Genomic DNA, 24350 nt, shown 5'->3' on the forward strand with positions numbered 1-24350 from the left:
CCGGTGCTGCCCAATAGATATCCCACCCCCATACGCTTGGCAACGCCAAATAGCATTCCAGAGAGGCGCCGACCGACATCCCATACTGAAACCGGAGCTACTTAGCGTAACCGAAACCGGAGCTACTTAGCGTAAACCGAAACCAGCAAACAACACCAAACCGACACCCCACCGAAGCTACTCGCGTAAATTACCTTTAAGCTTTTTACACAATTTCCGAAATCAGAATAGTACATTTATGCATAAATCATAATTTGTTATCGGGACTATGAACAACTCACACAGTGAAGCCGGTGAACATGCTCCGGACCGCTTTAAATGGGGCGGCGTACTACTCGCGTTAGGTATTGTTTTCGGAGATCTGGGGACATCTCCTCTTTATACTTTCAAAGCAATCATCGGGGGAAGGCCTATTTCTGAGGCTTTGGTGCTGGGAGGGGTGTCTGCCATCTTCTGGACTTTATTCTTTCAGACAACCCTGAAATACGTCTTTATCACCATGCGGGCAGATAATCATGGGGAAGGAGGGATCTTCTCCCTGTATGCACTCATCCGGAGATATGGCAAGTGGGTATTATGGCCCGCTATCATCGGCGGTAGTTTCATGATTGCAGACAGTCTCATAACACCACCTATTTCGGTTACTTCTGCTATTGAAGGTTTAAGGGTGCTTAAGCCTGATGTTCCTATCATGCCTATCACCATCGGCATCCTGATCGTGCTGTTCATGTTACAGCAATCAGGTACAAGCCGTATCGGCGTGTTTTTTGGCCCTGCGATGGTCATCTGGTTCGGGATGATCGCCATTCTGGGAATCAGTAACCTGGCAGGCCATTTTTATGTATTGAAAGCAATTAATCCTTTATATGCTTATCAGCTGGTGGTCAATTACCCCGGCGGCTTGTGGGTACTGGGTGGCGTCTTCCTGTGTACAACAGGGGCCGAAGCCTTGTATGCAGATATGGGGCATGTAGGCCGGCGCAATATACAGGTGGCCTGGATATTCATCAAAATAGCGCTCTTGCTGTGTTATTTCGGAGAAGCTGCCTTACTGCTGAAGTATGAAGGGCAGCACCTGACCGCGGTGGATGCGTTTTATGGTCTGGTACCTGAATGGTTCCTCGTTCCCAGTATTGTGATCGCAACTGCTGCTACTATCATAGCCAGCCAGGCCTTACTCTCCGGTACATTTACCCTGTTCAATGAAGCCATCAGACTGAATGTCTGGCCAAGGCTCCGTATTGAGTTCCCCAGCGATATGAAGGGACAGGTATATGTACCTGCAGTCAACTGGATGATGATGCTCGGTTGTATTGGCATGGTGTTGCATTTCAAAGAATCATCCAACATGGAAGCCGCTTTCGGCCTGTCTGTTACTTTGACTATGTTGATGACGACGATCTTATTGAGCGTTTACTTATATACGCAAAGGGTACACGTCATTATTGTTGCGCTGTTGTTCCTGACCTTTAGCTGGATTGAAGTAACATTCCTGGTAGCCAACCTGAGTAAGTTTGCCCACGGCGGCTGGCTCTCACTCTTGATCGGTCTTGTATTGATCAGCGTGATGTACATATGGTATGCCGGCAGGATGTTTAAAGCCAGGTACCTGAACTTTGTAGAGCTGAAGAAGTATATTCCGGTGTTAACACAACTCAGTAATGACACCGATATACCTAAATATTCTACCCACCTGGTGTATCTCACCAGTGCCATTAAGGCTGATAGAGTGGAAGATCGTGTGATCGCTTCTATCCTGCACCAGCAACCAAAGAGGGCGGACCTGTATTGGTTTGTTCATGTGCATGTGGATGATAAACCATATACCGCTACTTATACTTCCCATATTATTGAGCACGAGGAAGTTGTGCATATTAATTTCAGACTCGGTTTCAGGGTCGTACCCCGGATCAATATCCTGTTCAAAAAAGTGGTGTATGAAATGGTAAAGAATAAGGAAATAACGATCATGAATAAATACTTTGATCCGGAGGATGGTAACCTGTTGGGGGATTTCCGTTTTGTGATATTAAAGAGTTTCCTGTCAGTGGAAAATAATCTTTCCCTGTGGGATAATATTGTAATGAGAATGCACTTTGTACTCGATAAATTAAGTCTGCCGGATGCCAAGGCTTACGGGCTGGATTACAGTAATGTCGTGACAGAACAGGTGCCGCTGATTTTGGGTAAAACAGAGAACATTACCCTGACGAGAGAGCATTAGTGTTTAGACTATTTAACTTGAGGTGCCCGGGTCTGCTGAACCGGGCACCTCTTTATTTATGACGGGAAGGGAAAAGCTGTTGCTGGCATCATGCAGGCTGAGGCTGCGCCGGTGCGGGAGCAGCATCAAATGCTTTCCACGATTTAGGCCCTACTATCCCGTCAGGAACAAGTTGATGGTCCCGTTGGAACTGGCGGACTGCAGCTTCCGTTTTAGGACCGAACACGCCATCCTGTGTGAGGCCAAGTTTCGACTGCATAATTCTCACCAGCTCTCCCGTGTCGCCACGCCGGATAGTTTTTCTTCCCGGCGAACCGTCGGGATTAGCCTGCTCTTCCTCCGGAATTAAAACAGGAGGCGTATTACCGTTAAGAATATCAGTAACTCTCCTGCGGAACTCGTCCATGTCAAAATCCGGATCCGTCTTAAACCCTTTCGGCAATCTGTACTCCTTATGCCCGGCACAGAAACTGGCATCCTTATCAATGTGTTTCAGGATGGCTGCAACCCCACGGCAATATGCATCTATCTGCACTTCCGGCCAGGGAAAATCATTCGCCAGTCCGGTATTCTCTGCTTCAATACCAATGAAATGCGTGTTGCCGTTGGTGATACCTTTCCATATGCCTGATCCGGCGTGATTGCATCTGCCGGCAGCTATTATATAGAAGGTGCCATCTCTCCCCAGTCCCAGCTGTGCTAAAGGACCGGGTATCCTGGATGTGCCTTTTACAAGCGTATTCAGGCTGGGCATGTTGCCGCCCTTCGGGCCGGCAGTATGATGACAAAGTACGCCGAGTACCGTTCCCATGGTGCTGCCTCTTTCTTCCCATCCATCCACGGTGGCGACTTTCAGTCCGGCATTTTTAAGGACTGCCGGTAACCATGTTAGTTCGCGTATCATTTTGAAATTCCTCCTTCTGCTTGTGGTAAATCTTCATCTGAAGTAATGCTTTCTGTCTCCTGCAAACAGGTGTCAACGTCACTCTCCGGATCTGTCACAGCCCCTTCCTGTGGAGCCGGCACAGCTCCGTTGCCGTTGCTTGGTTTGGCTGCGTTGGTAGCTGCCATGCCGTTTGCTCCGGCCATTTGAATGGTGACCGTATTGGGCTTGTCGTTTTGCCGGTCTTCAGAGCCTTCTTCCGGACTCTTTTCAGATGGTTTGACAGTCCCTCTGATCACCATGATCTTGTTCAGCATATCAAACCAGAAAGGCGCGCCAAGTGTTGCTGCAAATGCCGTCAGCAACCACCCCAGCACGTATATAAAGAAACTGTTCCATGGGTTACTGTCTGTATTGTCATCTGCTATGGGATTAATGCCATTAGCCCAGCCAAGCGGTAATTGGAGATTGTCCAGATCGGTCCTGGCCTTTGTGTAAGATTGCTGGGTGAACGTCGAATCTTTGGACGCATTTTCTGCCTGCGCTACAATTAATTTTCTCACATCATCATTGCTGTACAGGTAGTCTGCAATCTTGATGGTGTTGATGTTCAATCCGACGGCAACAACCAGCCCGATAATGAAAAGGATCCATTGGGTGCTGCGTTTATACCAGCCAGATATCCTGTCCATACTGCTATCGAACCACTTCTCCAGGTTCTGCTGCAGGCGGTCAAGATCTCCATGGGCAGTGTCCAGGGCCGTCAGCATCGCCCGTTGCACAGGAATGTTCTGGATATTCAGAATATTGGCCCGGATAGAGGCTACTGTCATTGCCACGGAATTCGGATCACTGGAAACGGCGTTATTCTTACTGCCTCGCGCAGCAATGTCCATTAAAGCCAGCGCAAAATTCTTGGAGGGAATATAGGATGGCAGGTGCTTGCCCCGATCAAACAACCCCGGCTGTTTGGTGTTTTTGCCGGGTGTATAATCAGACGTAAACAGGCTGTTCACCATCGGATGTTCGAAGAAGCTTCTCGCAATATTCTGGGCATCCTTGTCGTGCAGTAATTCGCGTATGCCCCTTTCCAGGTACGCGGCACGGGTCTTGGTAATGGCTTCTATTCCTTCACGGATAGCGGAACAGATCATACTTACCAGGCCATAAACGAAAATGATGCCGATTGCGACTTCGAGGATAACGGAGTTAAACATATTGTGGGTATTTAAACAATTCAAATATATCTCTTTAGCATGCGGCCCGCAATACCAAGTAGTTGGTATTTTTTACTTTGACATAACATTTACTATTTTGAGGAACCGCTTGCCACTTTAGAGAGTAGACAGGCGATTTCTTTCATACACCCGCTTAATAAAAACTGATTCGATGATGCTGACGACAAAACCGTTTTGGATGCTTCTCTTATTGGGGATAGGGAAGTCAATGACAAAGCCAGATCCAATGCCTGTACCGTCCTCTATAAAAGGATTACAACTGTGGGAGGCAAAGCCTGCCCGGACCTGGATGGCGGATGCCTACCCGATAGGGAATGGTAGGATGGGAGGTATGGTATTCGGCGGACTGGCAGAAGAGCATATACAGTTCAACGAACAGAGTTTATGGACAGGAGATGAGGAAGAAACAGGTGCTTATCAGGCTTTTGGAGACCTGTTTGTTAAGTTTGATGGATTGGATACGGTAAAGACGGTACCAGCTGATTACCGCAGGGAGCTGGATATCAGCACTGCCGTACAGAACATCACCTATACCATGAACGGACTTTCTTTTAGGCGCCAGTATTTCTGTTCCTTCCCCAAAAAACTCATGGTATTAAATTATACCTATAAAGGCAAAAAGAGTGGTGCATATTCAGCTACTATCCGTCTCCGCGATGCGCATCAGGCCCGGACAACTGGCACAGATAATACCCTGACTATAGCCGGTAAATTGGAAAATGGCCTGTCCTATGAGGCAGCCGCCAGGATAGTTACCAATGAAGGTGCTGCTCTCGCGATTGAACAGGATTCCACAGGAGGGGCTGTACTCCGGATAAAGAATGCAAACAGTTTTACAATATTCCTGGCTGCCGCAACAGATTATAGTAATAATCGCGCTCAGCATTGGAGAGGTGGAACACCTGATCTTGATGTAAAATCAGCGCTGAAAGCAGCTAGTATGCCTTATTACCAGTTGTTGGAAGAACATATGTTCGACTATCAGTGGCTTTTTAAGAGGGTGGAACTGAAGCTCGGTAAAACAGATGGGGCGATCAGTAAACTGCCCACGGCTGAACGTTTATTAAAGAACTGGGATAAAGCAGATCCTGAACTGGAATCCCTCTTATTCCAATACGGCAGATATCTCCTCATCAGCTCCTCCCGCCGGGGAGGCCTGCCTGCCAATCTGCAAGGCCTGTGGAATGAAAGTAATACGCCTCCCTGGAGATGCGACTACCACTCTAATATCAATATCCAGATGAACTACTGGCTGGCAGAACCGGTGAATCTTTCTGAATGTCATATCCCTTACCTCGATTACATTAACAGTATGCGTGAGGTGAAAAAGGAAAGTACGCAGAAAGAATATCCCGGTGTAAGAGGGTGGACAGTGAAAACTGAAAACAACATCTTCGGTGGCTCCAGTTTTAAATGGAATACACCTGGTAGCGCCTGGTATGCACAGGACATCTGGGAGTACTACGCTTTTAGCAGGGATGTGAACTATCTCAGAGACTACGCTTATCCTATACTGAAAGAAATTGTAAACTTCTGGGATGATCATCTGAAACGCCGTCCTGATGGAACGCTTGTAGCGCCAATGGGCTGGTCGCCCGAGCATGGGCCTACTGAAGATGGCGTTACCCACGACCAGGAAATAGTCTACGATCTTTTTACCAACTACATAGAAGCCGCTGATATCCTGCGTATAGATATTGCCTATCGCAATCATGTGGCGGATATGCGTGAGCATCTCCTGAAACCTAAGATCGGCAAATGGGGACAGCTGCAGGAATGGGAAACAGACAGGGATGATCCCAATGATAAACACAGGCATGTATCTCATCTTTTTGCATTGCATCCTGGCAGGCAGATAAGTGTTACACAAACGCCGGAACTGGCGAAGGCGGCAAAAGTAAGCCTGAACGCCCGGGGTGATGAATCTACTGGCTGGTCAATGGCCTGGAAGATCAATTTCTGGGCGCGCCTGCAAGACGGTGATCATGCATACAGGATACTCCGTAACTTCTTCAGGCCCGTAGGTAACGATAGCGTAAATTATGATAAAGGAGGAGGACTGTATAATAACCTTTTCTGTGCGCATCCACCGTTCCAGATAGACGGTAACTTCGGTTATACGGCCGCCGTTGCAGAGATGCTGGTACAAAGCCAGACAGGGGCGATTCAGTTACTGCCTGCCCTTCCGCAGGCATGGAGCACAGGTAGCGTATATGGGCTCCGCGCCAGGGGAGACTTTTTGATCGAAGAGATGAAGTGGAAAGATGGAAAAATAACAAGCCTGTCGATCAGGTCAAATAGCGATGGTCCATGCACACTGATTGCTCCTAATCCGTTAAAATCCCATGTTACATATGATGCGAAGCATACTGTTAATGGTTACCAGTATAGCTTTACAGCAAAGCAGGGTGAATATTACTCCTTCAAAGCCGGAGAGTCCACGGTGAGTCAGGTATCTTTATATCCTGCTCTTAAAGACAGACAGGTGTCTCCCGGCAATACAACCTATTATATAGACCCCGCTAAAGGAAACGATCGCAATAGTGGAATACTACCCGGACAGGCATGGAAAACATTCCTGCCGGTGAACCAATTGCAGCTCTCTCCCGGCGATATAGTGGAAGTACTGGCACCCGGTGCCTTTCACGAATCCTTAGTGCTGAAGGGCGCAGGAAACGATGCACAACCGGTAAAGGTGAAATTTGCCCCCGGCAGGTATGACCTCTTTCCCGATGCCGCATTGAAGCGAGCATTACATATCTCCAATACGAACGACAAACCCGCTGAACTGAAAGCTATCGCATTGATGTTCGATAGCTGCAACTTTGTACAGGTGGCTGCAAAAGAAGCGGCATTTGTCATGCACGGTAAAATGATAGAAACCTTCGTCAACAAAAGTCAGAATATTACCCTGGATGGATGTAGCTATGATTACCAACGCCCCACTGTGTCTGAATTCAAAGTGACCGGCAGCGGCGCTGACTACGTAGATGTGAAAGTACATCCTGACTCAAAATTCAGTATCCATGATAGTACCCTTACCTGGATAGGAGAAGGCTGGAGTTACCAGCCCGGGAATTACTGGCAGGTCCTGCATCCGCAAACAAACGACCTGTCGCGTACTGACATTGATATGAAGGGCGCCCGCTTCACTTTATTGCCGGATAGTACTGTACGGATTTCTTTCAGGAAGAATCCTGGCTTTGACACGGGCGCTATCTACCAGAACAGGGACGTAACCCGTGATTGTGCAGGCTTCCTGTTGCAATACAGTGAGAACATCGAACTAAAGAATATCCGCATCAACTTCATGCACGGTATGGGTGTAGTCAGTCAGTATTGCAGACAGATAAAAATGGACAGCATCACCGTCAGACCTGCAGAGCACAGCGGGCGTACCTGCGCTGCCTGGGCGGATATCCTGCATTTCTCCGGATGTAGTGGCAAGATAGAGATCAGTAACGCGTACCTCTCCGGGGCGAACGATGATGCTATCAATGTACACGGCACACACCTGAAAATTGCCAATATCATTGCAGCTAATAAGATACAGGTCCGTTTTATGCATCCGCAGAGCTTTGGCTTTAATGCCTTTGCCGCGGGAGATAGTATTGCCTTTATTAGTCCGGAAACGCTATTGGCGATAGAAGAAAACCAGGTACTCAGTGTTAAGCGACTCAATGATAAGGATATCCAGCTGACGCTGAAAAACAAGATCTCCAAAGCTGTTGGCCTGCTCGATGCGGTTGAAAATATAACGGCTACGCCGGAGGTCTGGGTACATCATAGCACCATCAACAGAATACCAACAAGAGGTATACTGATGACTACCCGTAGAAAAGTAGTAATAGAAAACAATACGCTCGACAGGACACATATGAGCGGCATCTTTGTGAATGACGATGCATCCGGCTGGTATGAATCCGGCATGGTAAAAGATATGACCATCCGCAACAACCGTTTTATCAGATGCGGTGAACCCGTGATCAACATCCATCCTGAAAATAAAATTATCTGTAAGACGGCAGTACACAACAACATTGCGATAACCGACAACTACTTCGCCCTGCAGCAGGATGCGCTGCTGGCAGCAAAATGTACCGGGAACCTGAAGCTCATCGCTAATACTATTGAAACATCCAGGGCACCATTTAAAATAGACGATCTCATAAAACTGGAGGACTGTAGTTTTATCGATATTGCCGACAACAAGTTGGCCACCGCACAGTAAATAACTGCTTTGACAGGGCTATCAGAAATATCATCAATCGTGCTGATATTATTTCTTTTTCTCCTGAATATTAACTACATTTCGTACGTATAGATAACATTATCAACCAATTTCAGACGTTAGCAGCGTTATTGATCGACATTAAGGAGTGCTATATCTAAAAGTTTTTATGGGGTGAACAAATGAACGCAAGTCGGGCGTCGCTATTGAACATTGAAATCACGTCTTCTCTTATCACAATAGAACAGTAACAGTATGAACAGAGTTTTACCAACCGCCTTTTTGTCAGCGGTCTTTGCATGTATTTCCTATCAGTCAAAAGCCCAGGGATGTGTTGCTATACGCAGCACGGGAGCACCTTCCTGTATGTTATCTCATCCGGAAGAGGAAGCACCCGGCAAGAGCAGCGACAAATGGATCTTCAACACCGGGGCAAGGTATTTTAAGTCTTATAAACACTTCAAAGGGGCCGAAGAGCAAAAGGACAGGGTACTGAATGGCACAGAGGTGATCAATCACCAGACCGCCCTTGACTTCAGCCTGACCCGTTTGTTGGACAAACACTGGAGCATCATGGTAGATGTACCGCTGCTCATGAATGCCAGGTCTTCCCTGTATGAACACGGCCTGGTAAACGGTGTCAACAACTACAACCAGCGCCACAGTATGCATTCCTATGGCCTGGGAGATATCAGGGTCGCTGTTTATCGCTGGCTCCTGGATCCGGAAAAGCATAAGTTGGGGAATATCCAGGTGGGATTGGGTATTAAGTTTGCTACCGGCGACTACGACTATAAAGACTATTGGTATAATGTAGGGCCTAATGGTACCAAGGAACTCCGCACTGTAGACCAGTCTATACAGCTGGGAGATGGTGGTACCGGATTGACCGTTGAATTGAATGCCTACCAGTACTTCTCCCGTCACTTCGGTGTATATGGTAATTTTTATTATCTGATCAATCCAAGAGAGCAGAACGGCACCCGTACTTATAGGGAAACGCTGTCGCCCGCCCTTGCCAATGAGGCTATTTCCAGTGTGCCTGACCAGTATATGGCCAGGGGAGGGATCAATTATATGGCCCACAACATTTCAGCTTCGCTGGGGGCAAGAATAGAAGGTATTCCGGTGCACGACCTGGTAGGAGGGAGTGGTGATTTCCGCAGGCCGGGGTATGTTCTCTCCCTGGAACCGACGATCTCCTATACCATGAAAAAGAGCAGTATTTACCTGGGCGTACCCATCGCCCTGCGCCGCGACAGGCTGCAGAGTGTGACTGACAAGGAAAGAAGCACCCCTACCAACAAGGTGAACGGGGATGCCGCCTTCGCTGACTACACCATTAACCTGGGTTTTTCCATCAGATTATAACAGTATAGAGCTGGCCATAACGGGGTATAAAGAAAATTTATTTTGGAATGATCGTTTCAGAATGTAACTTTGTTCCCGTTATGGCTAGAGATAAAGATTTTATTCCTGAAGAAAAGATAGCGAAGGCACTGGATGTGTTCTGGCAGAAGGGCTACAATGCCACTTCTATGCAGGACCTGGTGGACGCTATGCAGATCAACAGGAGTAGTTTGTATAACTCTTTTGGCGACAAACATAACCTCTTCCTGGAATGCCTGAGAACTTATGGATACCTCGCAGCCCAGGATTTTGAATCGGTATTAAAACTGAAGGACCTATCACCCCTGGAAATGCTGGAGAAGATTATTGATGTATATGTAGAGGGTACAGTCTATGACTGTAAGTGCTGCATGGGAATAAAGTCCTCCTTTGAACTGGCTGGCGACGATGAAGAAGTGCGCCGTATTATTAAACAGGCCAGTGACAGAACAATCGGTCTTTTTACCGATTTATTACGCAGGGCAAAAGAACAGGGAGAAATCGCTGAAGATAAGAATCCCGCGGTTCTTGCTCATATCATCTTTAATGGCTTCTGTGGCTGGAAACAATCATATATCCAGTTCAAAGATGCTTCTTTAATAGAAGAAATGGCGACATATACAAAAAAACATTTGAGAAATTGATTTGTATTTGAAGATTTTTTTTGTGTAATTTTGGAACGCTCATTTCAGAAATACCAGCTAACGATGCGTAGGTTAATACAATATAAGTGGGAATGCCAACCTTTCGCTAGTTAATTTCGTTCAGGTGATGATTTAGATCATATCACCTAATCGCTCGCTTTACCTTCAACAACAACAACTGTGATCAGTGCCCGTTGGGCATGGATTACGGCCTTGCATTGCATTTACTGTTCATCACTGGTTTGCATACTATTATGCGAACAGGGAATCTCTTTGTCAATTACACACAATCAATAGAACATGAAAAAAGACCTATTAATTTGGAGCTTGCTTGTAGGAATAGTCCTTTCAGGATTATATAGCTGTAAGTCTTCGTCTGCCCATAATGAAGCCCCTACCGCTGTGCCGGCGGAAGTTGTGACGCTTGGTGCCGCAGACGCCAACACGCAGAACGACTACACAGCATCATTAGAAGGTAAGGTTAACGTAGAGATCCGTTCTCAGGTAGACGGCTACCTGGAAAAAGTATATGTAGATGAAGGCGCTTACGTAAAAGCCGGTCAGCCACTATTCAAAATAGACGAGCACCGTTACCGTGAGCAGCTGAACAATGCAAAAGCTTCCCTGCACGCAGCCGAAGCAGCCGTACTCAATGCACAGCTGGAAGTAGATAAAGTAACGCCGCTGGTAGCTAACAAAGTTGTATCTGATATACAGCTGCGTACTGCGAAAACTGCCTACGAAGTGGCCACTGCCAATGTAGAACAGGCGAAAGCACTGGTTGCCTCTGCATCCATCAGTCTCGGTTACACGAATATCACTGCTCCCGTAAGCGGATATATCGGCAGGATTCCTAAAAAAGCTGGTGCACTGATCTCTCTGAATGATCCTGAGCCACTGACCAAACTATCAGATGTACACGAAATCTATGCATACTTCTCTCTGAGTGAAAGCGATTTCTTCACTTTTAAAGATAACTATGCCGGTTCTACGCTGGAAGAAAAGCTGAAGAACCTGCCTCCTGCAACACTGGTACTGGCAGACAATCATATCTATGAAAAACAAGGTAAAGTAGATATGATCGACGGACAGTTTGAAAAGAATACTGGCGCTATTACTTTAAGAGCAGTATTCCCTAACGAAAAAGGCATTATCCGTACAGGTAACACCGGTAAGGTAAGGCTGGAGCGTCAGTTCAAAGAGGCTATCCTCGTACCACAGGCAGCTACTATCGAAGTACAGGACAGGGTGTTTGTATACACCGTTGGCAAGGATAACAAGATCACCCGTCAGGCGATCACCATTGTAGGCACCAGTGGTAATCAGTACCTCGTAAAAGACGGTGTGAAAGCTGGTGACAGAATTGTAACAACAGGAGTAGACCGACTGAAAGAAGGCACAGAAATCAAACCGGAAAAGGCAAAACCAGCAGTACAGGGATAATCTGATCCTTTTATCTGCTTGTCTTTCTCCTAAAAAAAACGCACATGCTTAAGAAATTCATTGAAAGACCCGTTCTCGCAACGGTGATCTCTATCATAATGGTTATACTCGGGGTGCTCGGTCTCGCGAAGCTGCCCCTGCAGAAGTTCCCCGACATTGCCCCTCCGGCAGTGCAGGTAACTGCCTTATATCCGGGCGCCAACGCAGAAACGATCCTGCGTTCGGTGGCGCCTTCACTGGAAGAATCCATCAACGGGGTAGAGAACATGATCTACATGACCTCTACCGCCAGTAACGATGGTTCCCTGGTGATCAGCGTATTCTTTAAACTCGGTACAGACCCCGATCAGGCGGCTGTAAACGTACAGAACAGGGTAGCGCAGGCTACCGCACAGCTGCCGGCTGAAGTGGTACAGGCAGGTGTGACCACCGCTAAACAGCAGAATAGCTTGCTGATGGTGGTTGACATGTACTCCGAAGATCCTAAAGTATATGACCAGACATTCCTGGCCAACTACGCTCAGATCAATATCATCCCGGAAATAAAGAGGATTCCCGGTGTAGGACAGTCCATCATCTTCGGTGGTAACAAAGACTACTCCATGAGGATCTGGCTGAATCCGAAACAGATGGCTGCTTACAACCTTACTCCGAGAGATGTAACGGCTGCTATACAGGATAAAAGCCTTGAAGCTGCTCCCGGTAAATTCGGTGAAAGCAGCACCGAGTCTTTCGAATATGTAATTAAATATAAAGGTAAGCTCACCAAACCCGAAGACTATGAGAACATTGTTATCAGGTCTAACGGCGACGGTTCTATGCTGCGCCTGAGAGACGTGGCAAGGGTGGAATTTGGCGCGTACACTTATGGTAACTATACCCGTGTAAACGGAAAGCCTGGTATCAATATCGCCGCTTTCCAGCTGGCAGGTTCCAACTCCAACGAGATTCAGATCGCCATCATGAAACTGATGGATAAGTTATCAAAAGATTTCCCGAAAGGCGTAAAACACCTGATCCTCTATAATACCAAAGATACATTGGACCTGTCTATCGAACAGGTGGAACACACGCTCGTTGAAGCATTTATCCTGGTATTCATTGTGGTATTCATCTTCCTGCAGGACTTCCGCTCTACACTGATCCCGGCCATTGCCGTGCCTGTGGCCATCATCGGTACCTTCTTCTTCATCTCCCTGCTGGGCTTCTCTATCAACCTGCTCACACTCTTCGCGTTGGTACTGGCCATCGGTATCGTGGTGGATGACGCCATCGTCGTCGTCGAAGCGGTGCACTCGAAAATGGAGAAGAAGAATATGGGACCTAGAGAAGCAACTGTTTCTGCGATGAGCGAGATCAGTGGTGCGATCGTATCCATTACACTGGTAATGTCCGCCGTATTCCTGCCCGTAGGTTTCATGGAAGGTTCTACCGGTGTGTTCTACCGTCAGTTCGCCTTCACACTGGCGATCGCGATCGTGATCTCTGCCGTGAACGCCTTGACATTAAGTCCGGCGCTGGCGGCCCTCTTCCTGAAAGAAGGTAACCATAGCCATGGTCCGCATGATAATGGCCAAAGCCATAAGCTCACTTTCAAAGAGAAATTCTTTGCAGGCTTTAATACCGGCTTTGACCGTCTGACACGCAAATACGTTGACAGTCTCCGCTTCCTGATCCGTCACAAATGGGTGAGCATTGTAGGACTTGTAGTAGTGATCGTTTCTACCGTTTACCTGGTAAGAAAAACACCTACCGGCTTCATTCCTTCTGAAGACCAGGGTTTCATCGCCATCTCTATGTCCATGCAGCCTGGTGCTTCCCTCGATAGAACGACTGCTGTGATCAAACAGGTGGAAAAAGTACTGGGTGATCTGCCGGCTAAGAGAACGCTGATGGGATTGTCTGGTTTCAACATCCTGACTTCCGCTTCCAGTCCTAACGCAGGTGTGGCTTTCATTCTCTTGAAAGATGCTAAAGAAAGAGGCCCGGTGAAAGATATCAATGCCATCATGGACCAGGTAAGAGGCAAACTCGCTACCATCCAGGATGCAAGTTTCTTCGTCTTCACATTCCCTACCGTGCCTGGTTTCAGTAACGTAGATGCATTGGATATGGTGCTGCAGGACAAGACCAGCGGCAAACTGGATAAATTTGCGGGTGTGGCTTATGGCTTCATCGGTGAACTGATGAAACGCCCGGAAATAGCATTTGCATTCACCACTTTCAGAGCGGATTATCCACAGTATGAAATTGAAGTGGACGCAGAAAAAGCAGAGCAGCTGAGCGTGAATGTAAAAGATATCCTGACCACCATGGGCGCTTACTTTGGTAGTACACAGGCGGCTGATTTCAACCGTTTTGGTAAATACTACAGGGTAATGCTACAGGCAGAAAAAGATGAACGTGCTGCGCCAACATCTATGGACGGTATCTTCGTGAAGAACAGGCTGAATGAAATGGTGCCCGTGAAATCACTGGTGAACTTAAAACGTGTATTCGGTCCTGAAAACACTTCCCGCTATAACCTGTTCAACTCTATTAGTCTGAACGTGATCTCCAAACCAGGCTTCAGCTCTGGTGATGCGATCAAGGCAGTAGAAGAAGTAGCATCCAGTTACCTGCCAACCGGTTATTCTTATGAGTTCTCCGGTATGACAAGGGAAGAGATCTCTTCCAGCGGACAATCAGTGGTGATCTTCTCACTCTGTCTGTTGTTCGTATACTTCCTGCTGGCAGCGCAATATGAAAGTTATATCCTGCCACTGGCGGTGATCCTGTCTATTCCTACCGGTATCCTCGGTGTGTTCCTGTCTATCCGTTACACTGATATCTCTAACAATATCTATGTACAGGTAGCCCTGGTAATGCTGATCGGGTTGTTGGCCAAGAATGCCATCCTGATCGTGGAATATGCGAGCCAGAGACGACGCGCAGGTAAGAACCTTGTGTTTGCAGCCATTGAAGCCGCAAGACTGAGGTTACGTCCGATCCTTATGACGTCATTGGCATTCGTGGTAGGTCTGATACCAATGATGAGCGACAACGGTCCTTCTGCTATCGGTAACCACTCTATCAGTATTGGTGCAGCAGGAGGTATGGTGAGTGGAGTAGTGCTGGGATTATTCGTGATTCCTGTGCTGTTTGTGATATTCCAGTTCCTCCAGGAGAAGATCACTGGTAAATCACCTGCCGTTGTTAACAATGAAAAGGCGCAAGCCGCTAAACCGGAATTAGTATGAGAGCAATAAATAAGTATTTTTTAATAGGATTATTGACGATCGGATTTTTGGAAGCATGTAAAGTGTCCAAAGATACACCGCCTCCGCAGCCGGAATTGCCTGCTGCGTTCAGGAACAGTGTGCAGACCGCAGATACAGCCAGTATAGCAAGTCTCCCCTGGGAGAACTTCTTTACAGACGCTACCCTGAAAAGCCTGATAGATAACGCCATCCGTAAGAATTATGATATGCAGGTGGCCCTGTTGAACATCGAAACTGCAAAACTGCAGTTAAGACAGGCCAAACTGCTCAACTTACCTTCAGCAACACTGAACGTGACTGCAGGAACTACCCGTCCATCCGACAATAGCTTGAACGGTATCAGTCTGAGTAACTTCCTGGGCACACAGCACCTGGAAGATTATAACGCTAACCTGCAGTTTTCATGGGAGGCCGACATCTGGGGTAAGATCCGTAACCAGAAGAAGATGGCTGCTACTGCCTATCTGCAAACGGAAGAATCAAAGAAGCTGTTGCAGACAGACATCGTCGCTACCGTATCAAAAGCGTTCTATAACCTGCTGATGCTGGACGAACAAATGGAAGTAGCGCAGCGCAATCTGAAACTGAACGACAGCACCCTGCGTATCATCCGCTTGCAGTATGACGCCGGCCAGGTAACACTGGTGGCGGTACAACAGGCAGAAGCACAACAGCTGACAGCCGCTCAGCTGATCCCGCAGATAGAACAGAATATGGCGGTACAGGAAAACGCCCTGCGTATCCTGTCAGGCGAATTGCCTGCAGCTATAGAAAGACATACCAAACTGAATGATTATCCGGTAACGGAAAAACTGTCAACCGGTATCCCTTCAGATATGCTGAGCCGCAGGCCTGACGTAAGAAGCAGTGAGCTGGCCCTGACAATGGCCAATGCCAAAGTGGGTGTCACTAAAGCCAGGATGTATCCTTCCCTGACCATTACTGCCCAGGGAGGTATCAATGCGGTGAAGTTCAGTGAGTGGTTCCAGATCCCGTCATCTCTCTTCGGACTGGCAACAGGGGGTATCACACAGCCTTTGTTTGCACGTAAAGAGCTGAAAACACAGTTTGAAGTAGCGAAGATCGAAAGAGAGCAGACCGTGATCCGCTTCAGACAGAATGTGCTGGATGCAGTAGGAGAGGTGTCAGATGCACTGGTGAAAATAGAGAAACTGAAGTCGCAATATGATATTGCTTCCAATAAAGTGCAGACATTACAACAGGCGGTACACAATGCCAATCAGCTGTTTGAAAGCGGCAGGGCTACCTACCTGGAAGTGATCGTAGCGCAAAGTAACGTATTACAAAGTGAACTGGAGATCAGCAATCTGAAAAGAGATCAGCTGTATGCAGTTGTAGATCTTTACCGTTCCCTCGGGGGCGGTTGGCGATAAATGTACATTTTGTTTGTATATTCGGGAGAACGTCACATATTTTTGTGGCGTTTTCTCGTTTATATATTGTCCGATTATCTGTTATCGATGAATGTCTCCAATATCCTGTTTAATGCACTGAAACACCACCGTGGATACATCCACAGGGAACTGGAAAGTATTACATTGGATACGCTTCCGGAAAGACTGAAAGTACTGGGCAATTCACAAATGGATATTTATTACGGCATCCTGGACATACCGCTCCTTTTTGAGGAAGTGGCTGACAGGATACTGGACCTCGGCATATACGAATCAGGGGCCTATCTGACATGGCTGAAGAACAATGGCGGATACGTCGAGATCACCCTTTCAGATACTTCCCGCTGGGTATTGTTACCTGGTACAGAACCCGGCAGATATGTCCATCTTCATCCTGCCCGGTATTCCCCGCAAAGTATGCGCGTAAAGGCCACTGTGCTAAAAACTGCCCTTGCCTGCCTGGTCGTTCTGGGCGGTTCTCTGCCCGGCCTGAGCGCCCTTAACCAGATCCGGAAAGAGATACTGGGTCTTTCCCCTGTAAAAGACCTGGATAGCTGTGAACATCTCTGGGAGGTAATGAGAATGCTGAAGGCTGATTGAGGATCAGTATGTTAACCCCGCCGGCAGAAATTATTTCGGTTGAGTATGAAATATATTAATATTTTTATGTTTTATATATTCCCCGAATCCCTTTACCGGACAATACACTATGACGCAATTTATTAATCCAGTTGACATTCTTAACCTGGCTGCTACCGACCTGACCACCATTGACGACTCGCTTATCAAAAGGGCAAAAAAGGCTGTCCTGGCAGAAATAGACCTCTCTGACGATGGCTTTTTCAATTATCATGGCCAACAACTGACCCGGGCCGACTGCGAGCGCGTGATCGATGAACTGGAACAGCGCGATAAGCTGGAATTTTATCATTTCATCGCCAACCACGCCCCCCTGAGCAAATTCCTCCTGAACGGAGATGATAGCTTCTTTACTGCTTTCCGACATGAGAGCATTTATAAACTACCTGATTTTGTGCGCTTTATCAGCCCTTATTTCGCTACTGCCTACGACAATATGTTGTGGAAAGCCTGGCAGCGGAATGATGGCGCATTCAGCCAACTGACTGCCATCGACCCTATCATAACACCTGATGATACAGAAACATCCTGCAGGACCCTGCGGAACGCCCTTGTCAGGCAGGTGGAAGATGTGCTGGCGCTTACAGATGAAGTAAAGGATACAACGCGGGCGATAGATATAAACGCCATAATGACCAGGGTAGCCATATTGAATGATAAAGAGCGGTGGAATATGCTACCTCCTTATTTTCAGGAGATACGTAACAAGATGGCGGTAGCCTTACGTAATCTCTCGGTAGAGATCAATAACACAAGGGCTAATCTGCAGGTAGCCAAACAGCTGCACCAGGATATACTATTGCTGAAGATCGATGGGGTAACGAAAGAAACTATCCTGAAAGATTATGAGGTACTGTTGAATATAGAGCAGGAACAAAAGGCGGAGAAAGGTGAAGATCCGATAGTAAACCAATACCTGGAATTGATCAGGTTATTATCTCAGATCGTGGAGGCAGCAGCCAATCCGCAGACTAATGTGGGCGGCATAAAAATATGGATTGATAAGAACATTGATATAGCAGCTATCAGCGCATTGGACGACAAGTATAAGGCTATCAAATATCGCCTGGCCATTAAGCTAAGTGCGTTAGGAGGGAACATCTGGAAGCATCACCGGAATAAGAATGCCGCGATGAGTTATATAGAGATGGGAGAACGTATCCAGGGACTGGAAGCAGAAACACTGGAACTCCTGTCACAGGCAAAGTTTCAGATCTTCAGTGAAGACAGGTCGCCAGCCGCCAGCACACACGATCCTGATGGCAGTAATGCGGCGACATCCAAAAACCTGCTGTATATCGCATTTGCTGTTATCATTGCTATTTTTCTGTTCAAGGCCTGCTCCTGAAGAAGGCTTCACATTAATAATGTCAACAAATGACCGACCCTATAAAAGTAACAAAGGCCTACCTGGATATCCTGAACCAGGTGTTCGAGATAGAAAAGAAATTATCCGTTCTCCAGGAACCCAATTCTATTCAGCGAAACGTGAATAAGCTGAAAGAGATCATGGAACAGGGACTGGGCTTGCAAGGCAACGATACAACCGGATTTGTGTATCATAACCCTATCGGCGAAGATTATAACATCACCCGTACAGACTGTGAGGCCAGCATAGCCGGCGATGGCACAGAGCATCTGCAGATCACGGAGGTGATAAAACCCATCATCCGCCTGCAGGGCGGAGGGGCCAGTTTCATAGTACAAAAGGCAGTAGTCGTAGTAAAAGCTAAAAACAACCAGTAATGGAGCAAATGATCAATTTCGGTGTAGACCTTGGAACGACCAATTCCGCCATTGCTAAATTCACCGATGGCAAAGTGCAGCTATTCCATAACCCTGCCGATCCGGGTAGTTATACCCTACCATCTGTGGTAGCTTTTCACGACGACAGGATCATTGCCGGCAAGAAAGCAAAAGAGTGGCTGGAGAAAGATCCGCAAAGTGTGATAGGCCGCTTCAAAAGGAAGATGGGCACCTCCGAACGTTACGATATCAAAAGCATCGGAAGTACGAAGACGCCTGTTGAACTATCCGCCATTATCCTGAAAGAACTACGCACGTTCCTGCCCCAGTGGGAATATCCCGAAGCGGGTGTGATCACCATACCCGCGTCTTTTGATACCATACAGGCCAATGCCACCAAAGAAGCGGCATCCCTGGCCGGCTTCAGGCAGGTACTGTTGCTGCAGGAACCTATAGCCGCCAGCCTGGCCTATGCGAATATGAAAAAGGATACCGACCTTCCGGATGGTCAGTGGCTGGTCTATGACCTGGGTGGTGGTACATTTGATGTGGCGTTGATACGTGTAAGGGAAGGAGAGATGAAAGTGATGGACCATGAAGGTGATAACTTCCTGGGAGGCACCGACTTTGACAATCTTATTGTAGAAAAATTACTGATCCCTGCTATTACGGAGCGCTATCAGTTCCGGGAACTGGAACAGGAAATGAAAAGCGCAAAGGGAAAATATAATGGGAAATACTTTGTGTTGCTGCAACAGGCAGAAGAGGCAAAGATCGTATTGTCTTCCAAAACCAGCGCTGTGATTGTTATTGAGGGACTGACAGACGAGAACAATACACCGGTCGATTTTGAATATACCCTCACCCGTGCCGCTTTCAATGAGCTGATCAGCCGCTATGTAGATGAGACAGTCCGTATGGTGCAGCAGATCATCACCCGGAACCGGCTTACTGCAAAAGACATTCAGTTTGTGCTGATGGTAGGCGGCTCTACTTTCATTCCTTATGTACGTCAAAGGGTAGAAGACGTGTTAGAGATAGCTGTGAATTGCGAAATAGATCCTATTACCGCGGTGGCTGCTGGTGCGGCCTACTATGCCTCCGGTAAACTGAACGAGCTCGCAGGTGCAGAAGCAGCCGCAGTAAACAGTCCGGTGGCAATTAAAGTGACTTATCCTAAGATGTCCCGCGAGAAAGAGGAACTCTTCCTGGCGAAGGTGACCGGAGATACTTCCAATCTTTCGTATAGGATCACCCGTGAGGATGGTGGTTTTGATACCGGCGTCAAAAAATTATCTGAACGTATCAGTGAGTACCTGCCATTGGTGCAGAACGTCTATAACTTTTTCAGGCTCACGGTCTATGACCAGGAGAATAAAATAATTGATACTGGTACAGGTATTATCGGTATCGACAGTGGCTATGGCATCAGCGGGCAACCTATTCCGGAAGATATCTGCCTGGAAATAGACGATGATAATCACCCGGGTGAAACGAAGCTACTGCCGGTATTTCAGAAGAACAATGTGTTGCCTTCCCGGAAAGGTATGACGCGTGTGCTGAATAAAACCATCTCAGCCACCAACGGAGAGCGGATCAGGATCAATGTGCTGGAAGGGCCGCATTATGCCCTCCCTGAGGCTAATAAGAGCCTTGGCTATCTGGAGATAGCCGGTGATAAATTGCAACGGGAAGTGCTGAAAGGTTCTGATATTGAGCTGACCTTTAACATTTCAGAATCCAGGGATCTGACTGTTACGGCCTATCTGCAAATGGCTGATCAGGAGTTTAAACAGACCTTCACGCCCCAGGAACGACATACACCAGTGGATGTACTGAAAATAGACATCGGCATACTTGCGGGTAAAGTAGAGAATGAGATATTTGAAGCGAACAGGCTGGAAGATTATGCAGTCAGTAAACAGCTGGCAGGCCTGAAGAAGGACATGGACAACATCAAAGAGGAAGCCCGGATATTAGCAGATGATGATGTGACCGACAAACGCTATCAGCTGGAAGACAGGAAACGTAAGCTGGCCCAGGCAATGGATCTGGCTACCAAAGAAAAGCGCTTAAACGAGGTAAGAGCTTTTTATTTCAAGATCAAAACAGCCTGTCAGGAGCGCTTGACGACTATCGGAAAGGAACAGGACCGGCAGCATTTCTACGATATCATCAAAGATGAAGAGCTGTTCATGGCTTCGCCCAGTCCCACGAGGACAATAGAAAAGTCGGAAGCACTGCGTGCGCTGTTGCTGGCTATGTTATGGCGGGATCCGGAATTCCTGGTGAATACCTTCAAACAACTAATATCCACACGAAGGGGCGTCAGTGATGATGCCGCACTCAAAGAAATAGAAGTGAATGGCCGTTTAGCTATCCAGACAAATGACTGGGCTAAACTGACGCAGTTGAACCATGAACTGATAGCCGGAGCACCGAAGGAAGCGGCGCAGGATGTGATCAGGAAAGTGGGTTTTTAAGGGAAAGTATATACATTGCAGTGTGGAAACAACCAAGGTAGATCCTGCGATTTTGCAGTAATGCAAGCTGGGAGGAACCTAATAATAAATAGATATCATTATCCTTACTTATGGAAATTTTTGAATTATCCCGCGGCTGGAAGATTACCGGTTATATTCTGTTGGGGATTCTTTTCGTCGTATTTGCTTTCCTGGCTGTATTTTGTATCATAGAGCCACCCTTTGAAAAGGGCGTTGTCTTTTTGTTGCCAGTGTCATTGGTGGCTATATTTTTCATTGTGTGTGGGTTGTTGCAGATGAATGAAAAGGTGATTTTTGATAATTACAGTATCAGGAAGGTGTCCAGGCTTGTTAACAGGGAAATCCTGCTGAACGATGTGAAAGGATACAAGGTAGAGAGGAACTACTTGCGCATTATTCCTTATGAAGGAAAGGGCAAAAGAATATCGGCCTCCAATCAGCTCAACGGAATAGAACGCCTGGCATATCAACTGTCCTTACGTTACCCTGATCTTAACCTGGAAGAAGCGCAGCAGGTGGTTGATGATGCTATACGGCATGCGGGCGGCCAGGATGCTCAAAAGTTGTTAAAACAGGCGAAAACAGAAACATATACGCTTACCGGTGTCACAGTTATACTTTGTGTACTTTGCTTTCTCTACTTCGACTGGTACTGTCTGGCATTATTCTGTTGTGTGCCACTGTCTTTATTGCTGCTGCTCAGGCATAGAGGATTGGTACAGTTGGATAGCAGTAAGGAAAGTCCATTACCTACTATGTTTATGATACCATTATTTGTACTGATTGTACAGATATTGCAGACTCAATCCATTTATGTGGTGCATTACAGTAAGGTATGGCCGCTTGCCATTGGTATAGCAGTGGCATTAACTGTGATGTTATGGTTCTGTAGCCGGTACCTTAACAAAAAAAGGAAAGCATATCTGGCAACTGCGGCTATTATGGTGCTGATCTTTTTGGGTAATGGTTACGGCTTCGTAGTAACGACGAACGCCATCCTGGATAAAGCGGGGCATGAATACTATGAAGCCAAAGTAATTGATAAATATACAAGCAAGGGAAAAAGGACAACATATTATCTGACCTTACAGCCATGGGCTCACCAACCAGAGAGTGAAAATGAATCAGTGAGTCGCAAACTGTATGGAGAAGTCGAAATAGATGGCAAGGTTGGCATCTATTATCATCAGGGAGCGTTCAATATACCCTGGTACCAGCTTGGAAGGGCTGAATAGCTAAATCTTATCCTACGGGCCCGTGACTGGTTCATACTTTAAATTACTGGCAAATACGTCCGCTCTTAAAGTAAAGATTGTATTTGGCGAAACATACATCATTGGCAGCCGTTCTTGCGGCGGGTGTCAATGATGTACTGTATCTTCCAACCTTCAGCCAGTCTCACCAGCTGAAATGAATTAACGCCACAATGCAATAGCTGCTGCTGGAAATAGAAATTATAAGGCGTCCAGGCAATCGCCAGATCTCCATCTACTTTTACAACATCAAAAGTGATACGCTCATCGGCTGCATCCTTTGGTAGTTGTCCAATACTCGATGCAAAGCCACTGATAGCTTCCGTACGTACGCTAACGGTACCCTGTTTGTCTTTTACAACAGTTTGCAGCGTAGCACCCGGTGCGAAACATGTCATCAAGGCAACGCTGTCTGCATGCATCATGGCACTAAAAAGGCTGTTAACGGCAGCTTTTACAGAGTCGGTAGTGGTGGTCTGGGCATTGGCGGTCCCAAAGAATAGTGGGAGAACAAGAAACAGGGTCAGACAGGTAAGAAGTCGCATTTTTTACCTGAATTTACGAATTACCTCTGGAACCTAACCTATTCTCAAATGCCGATAGTCCGCCTGCCTTATTTCTTCACCGCTTTGGCCCCATCCCAGACAAATACTTCCCTGTTCGTCGTTGTCTTTACCACCTTCTCACCATCTTCTCCAAACTCTTCATCCTTAGTTACTTTGATGATCTTTCCTGCCTGTCCGCCGGGTTCTTTAGGAAACAGCAACACTTCGTCATGGCTGATAGCGCCTGCATCAAACATGCTTGACTTTTGAGGCAGCGGCAGGAATTTATTACCTGTCCAGCCATAATAGTAGTAGTCAGTAGGTATGCCACAGGCTTCACCGCTGAAACATAAACGCAGGATGGCAGTTAACTTATCGAGGCCCATACTGCCCAGCAGTTTTCCTTCAGCTGATATGGCAAATTGTCCGCCGGTAACGATCAACTCTTTCTTATCGAGCAGGTGATGAGTAGTACTCATACCCTTCAGCACCACAACATATTTAGGATCATCTCCTTTAGCCGCACCTGGGATTACTTTTTCGATGCCATATAGCAACTGGACGCTGTCCTTTTTGTATTGTCCGAGGGCGGCCAGTCCCAGCCAGAGATAGCCTTCTTTTTGTTTACCGTTCACTTTATAACGTACCTGCCACCACGGAGCAGTCATGCCTCTCAGTGTAAGTTCCGTTTCAGTCAATTTTGCTGCTATAACGGAACTGCCGGTAGTGAATGAATCTACAATAGGCGCCTGTGAGGAAGGAGATTGCCTGATGTATGCCTTATCAGAAAAGATGGTGATGGTATCACCTTGTTGCACTCTCCAGAGGTTATATTCAACATTACCGCTTAATTGCGCCGCGGCAGGGGTAGCTGCCAGCAGCAGCATAGATAGGAATAATTGTTTCATAGGTATATTTTCACATGCAAAGATATTC

The 24350-nt window shown here is 47.0% G+C and carries 16 protein-coding genes; 12 read left to right on the plus strand and 4 right to left on the minus strand.

Annotation, left to right across the window (positions count from 1 at the left end):
* Window positions 1-268 precede the first annotated feature (268 nt).
* Window positions 269-2224, plus strand: a complete 1956-nt coding sequence (locus CLV42_RS26800) for a KUP/HAK/KT family potassium transporter (protein WP_106605018.1) — start codon at window positions 269-271, stop codon at window positions 2222-2224.
* 88 nt (window positions 2225-2312) lie between these two features.
* Here CLV42_RS26800 and CLV42_RS26805 read toward each other — a convergent pair whose 3' ends face one another.
* Together CLV42_RS26805 and CLV42_RS26810 are read right to left on the minus strand one after the other, a co-directional pair.
* Window positions 2313-3128: a peptidoglycan recognition protein family protein gene (locus CLV42_RS26805; protein WP_106605019.1), complete on the minus strand. Its 816-nt coding sequence runs from the start codon at window positions 3126-3128 to the stop codon at window positions 2313-2315.
* On the minus strand, window positions 3125-4324 hold the full coding sequence (locus tag CLV42_RS26810) for an ACT domain-containing protein (protein WP_106605020.1): 1200 nt from the start codon (window positions 4322-4324) through the stop codon (window positions 3125-3127). Before CLV42_RS26810 ends, CLV42_RS26805 begins: the two co-directional genes overlap by 4 nt.
* A gap of 199 nt (window positions 4325-4523) precedes the next feature.
* Between CLV42_RS26810 and CLV42_RS26815 the strand changes: the two genes are divergently transcribed.
* The 11 genes from CLV42_RS26815 to CLV42_RS26865 all read left to right on the plus strand — a co-directional run bounded on the left by CLV42_RS26815 (window position 4524) and on the right by CLV42_RS26865 (window position 22851).
* Window positions 4524-8576, plus strand: coding sequence for a glycosyl hydrolase family 95 catalytic domain-containing protein (locus CLV42_RS26815; RefSeq protein ID WP_170117669.1), 4053 nt, complete (start codon window positions 4524-4526; stop codon window positions 8574-8576).
* A 255-nt stretch (window positions 8577-8831) separates the two neighbouring features.
* Complete coding sequence (locus CLV42_RS26820) at window positions 8832-9947, plus strand: hypothetical protein (protein WP_106605022.1); 1116 nt, start codon at window positions 8832-8834, stop codon at window positions 9945-9947.
* An 80-nt stretch (window positions 9948-10027) separates the two neighbouring features.
* Window positions 10028-10609, plus strand: coding sequence for a TetR/AcrR family transcriptional regulator (locus CLV42_RS26825; protein WP_170117670.1), 582 nt, complete (start codon window positions 10028-10030; stop codon window positions 10607-10609).
* Window positions 10610-10909: 300 nt separating this feature from the next.
* Window positions 10910-12052 (plus strand): efflux RND transporter periplasmic adaptor subunit, encoded by a 1143-nt coding sequence (locus tag CLV42_RS26830; RefSeq protein ID WP_106605024.1) that lies wholly within the window; start codon window positions 10910-10912, stop codon window positions 12050-12052.
* A gap of 44 nt (window positions 12053-12096) precedes the next feature.
* Window positions 12097-15291 (plus strand): efflux RND transporter permease subunit, encoded by a 3195-nt coding sequence (locus CLV42_RS26835; RefSeq protein ID WP_106605025.1) that lies wholly within the window; start codon window positions 12097-12099, stop codon window positions 15289-15291.
* Window positions 15288-16706 (plus strand): efflux transporter outer membrane subunit, encoded by a 1419-nt coding sequence (locus tag CLV42_RS26840; RefSeq protein WP_106605026.1) that lies wholly within the window; start codon window positions 15288-15290, stop codon window positions 16704-16706. Before CLV42_RS26835 ends, CLV42_RS26840 begins: the two co-directional genes overlap by 4 nt.
* Before the next feature lie 87 nt (window positions 16707-16793).
* A complete protein-coding gene (locus CLV42_RS26845; RefSeq protein WP_106605027.1) occupies window positions 16794-17327 on the plus strand; it encodes a hypothetical protein in 534 nt (177 codons plus the stop codon).
* Between the two features lie 109 nt (window positions 17328-17436).
* Window positions 17437-18714, plus strand: a complete 1278-nt coding sequence (locus tag CLV42_RS26850; RefSeq protein ID WP_106605028.1) for a hypothetical protein — start codon at window positions 17437-17439, stop codon at window positions 18712-18714.
* A 29-nt stretch (window positions 18715-18743) separates the two neighbouring features.
* Window positions 18744-19112, plus strand: a complete 369-nt coding sequence (locus CLV42_RS26855) for a hypothetical protein (RefSeq protein ID WP_106605029.1) — start codon at window positions 18744-18746, stop codon at window positions 19110-19112.
* Window positions 19112-21595, plus strand: coding sequence for an Hsp70 family protein (locus tag CLV42_RS26860; protein WP_106605030.1), 2484 nt, complete (start codon window positions 19112-19114; stop codon window positions 21593-21595). The genes CLV42_RS26855 and CLV42_RS26860 overlap by 1 nt, the downstream gene beginning before the upstream one ends.
* A gap of 110 nt (window positions 21596-21705) precedes the next feature.
* Window positions 21706-22851 (plus strand): hypothetical protein, encoded by a 1146-nt coding sequence (locus CLV42_RS26865; protein ID WP_106605031.1) that lies wholly within the window; start codon window positions 21706-21708, stop codon window positions 22849-22851.
* Between the two features lie 98 nt (window positions 22852-22949).
* On the opposite strand, the gene CLV42_RS26870 is transcribed toward CLV42_RS26865, so the two are convergent.
* Window positions 22950-23414 (minus strand): nuclear transport factor 2 family protein, encoded by a 465-nt coding sequence (locus tag CLV42_RS26870; protein WP_170117671.1) that lies wholly within the window; start codon window positions 23412-23414, stop codon window positions 22950-22952.
* Window positions 23415-23482: 68 nt separating this feature from the next.
* The gene (locus CLV42_RS26875) at window positions 23483-24322 is read right to left on the minus strand and encodes a hypothetical protein (protein ID WP_106605032.1); all 840 of its coding nucleotides are present in this window, start codon (window positions 24320-24322) and stop codon (window positions 23483-23485) included.
* Window positions 24323-24350 lie beyond the last annotated feature (28 nt).

This window comes from Chitinophaga ginsengisoli (assembly GCF_003014595.1).
GTDB classification, from domain to species: Bacteria; Bacteroidota; Bacteroidia; order Chitinophagales; family Chitinophagaceae; genus Chitinophaga; species Chitinophaga ginsengisoli.

Coding starts and splice junctions, on each gene's coding strand:
- CLV42_RS26865 (WP_106605031.1), top strand. CDS start 21,706: ATGGAAATTTTTGAATTATCCCGCGGCTGGAAGATTACCGGTTATATT.
- CLV42_RS26875 (WP_106605032.1), bottom strand. CDS start 24,322: ATGAAACAATTATTCCTATCTATGCTGCTGCTGGCAGCTACCCCTGCC.
- CLV42_RS26820 (WP_106605022.1), top strand. CDS start 8,832: ATGAACAGAGTTTTACCAACCGCCTTTTTGTCAGCGGTCTTTGCATGT.
- CLV42_RS26840 (WP_106605026.1), top strand. CDS start 15,288: ATGAGAGCAATAAATAAGTATTTTTTAATAGGATTATTGACGATCGGA.
- CLV42_RS26810 (WP_106605020.1), bottom strand. CDS start 4,324: ATGTTTAACTCCGTTATCCTCGAAGTCGCAATCGGCATCATTTTCGTT.
- CLV42_RS26830 (WP_106605024.1), top strand. CDS start 10,910: ATGAAAAAAGACCTATTAATTTGGAGCTTGCTTGTAGGAATAGTCCTT.
- CLV42_RS26850 (WP_106605028.1), top strand. CDS start 17,437: ATGACGCAATTTATTAATCCAGTTGACATTCTTAACCTGGCTGCTACC.
- CLV42_RS26835 (WP_106605025.1), top strand. CDS start 12,097: ATGCTTAAGAAATTCATTGAAAGACCCGTTCTCGCAACGGTGATCTCT.
- CLV42_RS26825 (WP_170117670.1), top strand. CDS start 10,028: ATGGCTAGAGATAAAGATTTTATTCCTGAAGAAAAGATAGCGAAGGCA.
- CLV42_RS26855 (WP_106605029.1), top strand. CDS start 18,744: ATGACCGACCCTATAAAAGTAACAAAGGCCTACCTGGATATCCTGAAC.
- CLV42_RS26860 (WP_106605030.1), top strand. CDS start 19,112: ATGGAGCAAATGATCAATTTCGGTGTAGACCTTGGAACGACCAATTCC.
- CLV42_RS26870 (WP_170117671.1), bottom strand. CDS start 23,414: ATGCGACTTCTTACCTGTCTGACCCTGTTTCTTGTTCTCCCACTATTC.
- CLV42_RS26845 (WP_106605027.1), top strand. CDS start 16,794: ATGAATGTCTCCAATATCCTGTTTAATGCACTGAAACACCACCGTGGA.
- CLV42_RS26805 (WP_106605019.1), bottom strand. CDS start 3,128: ATGATACGCGAACTAACATGGTTACCGGCAGTCCTTAAAAATGCCGGA.
- CLV42_RS26800 (WP_106605018.1), top strand. CDS start 269: ATGAACAACTCACACAGTGAAGCCGGTGAACATGCTCCGGACCGCTTT.
- CLV42_RS26815 (WP_170117669.1), top strand. CDS start 4,524: ATGCTTCTCTTATTGGGGATAGGGAAGTCAATGACAAAGCCAGATCCA.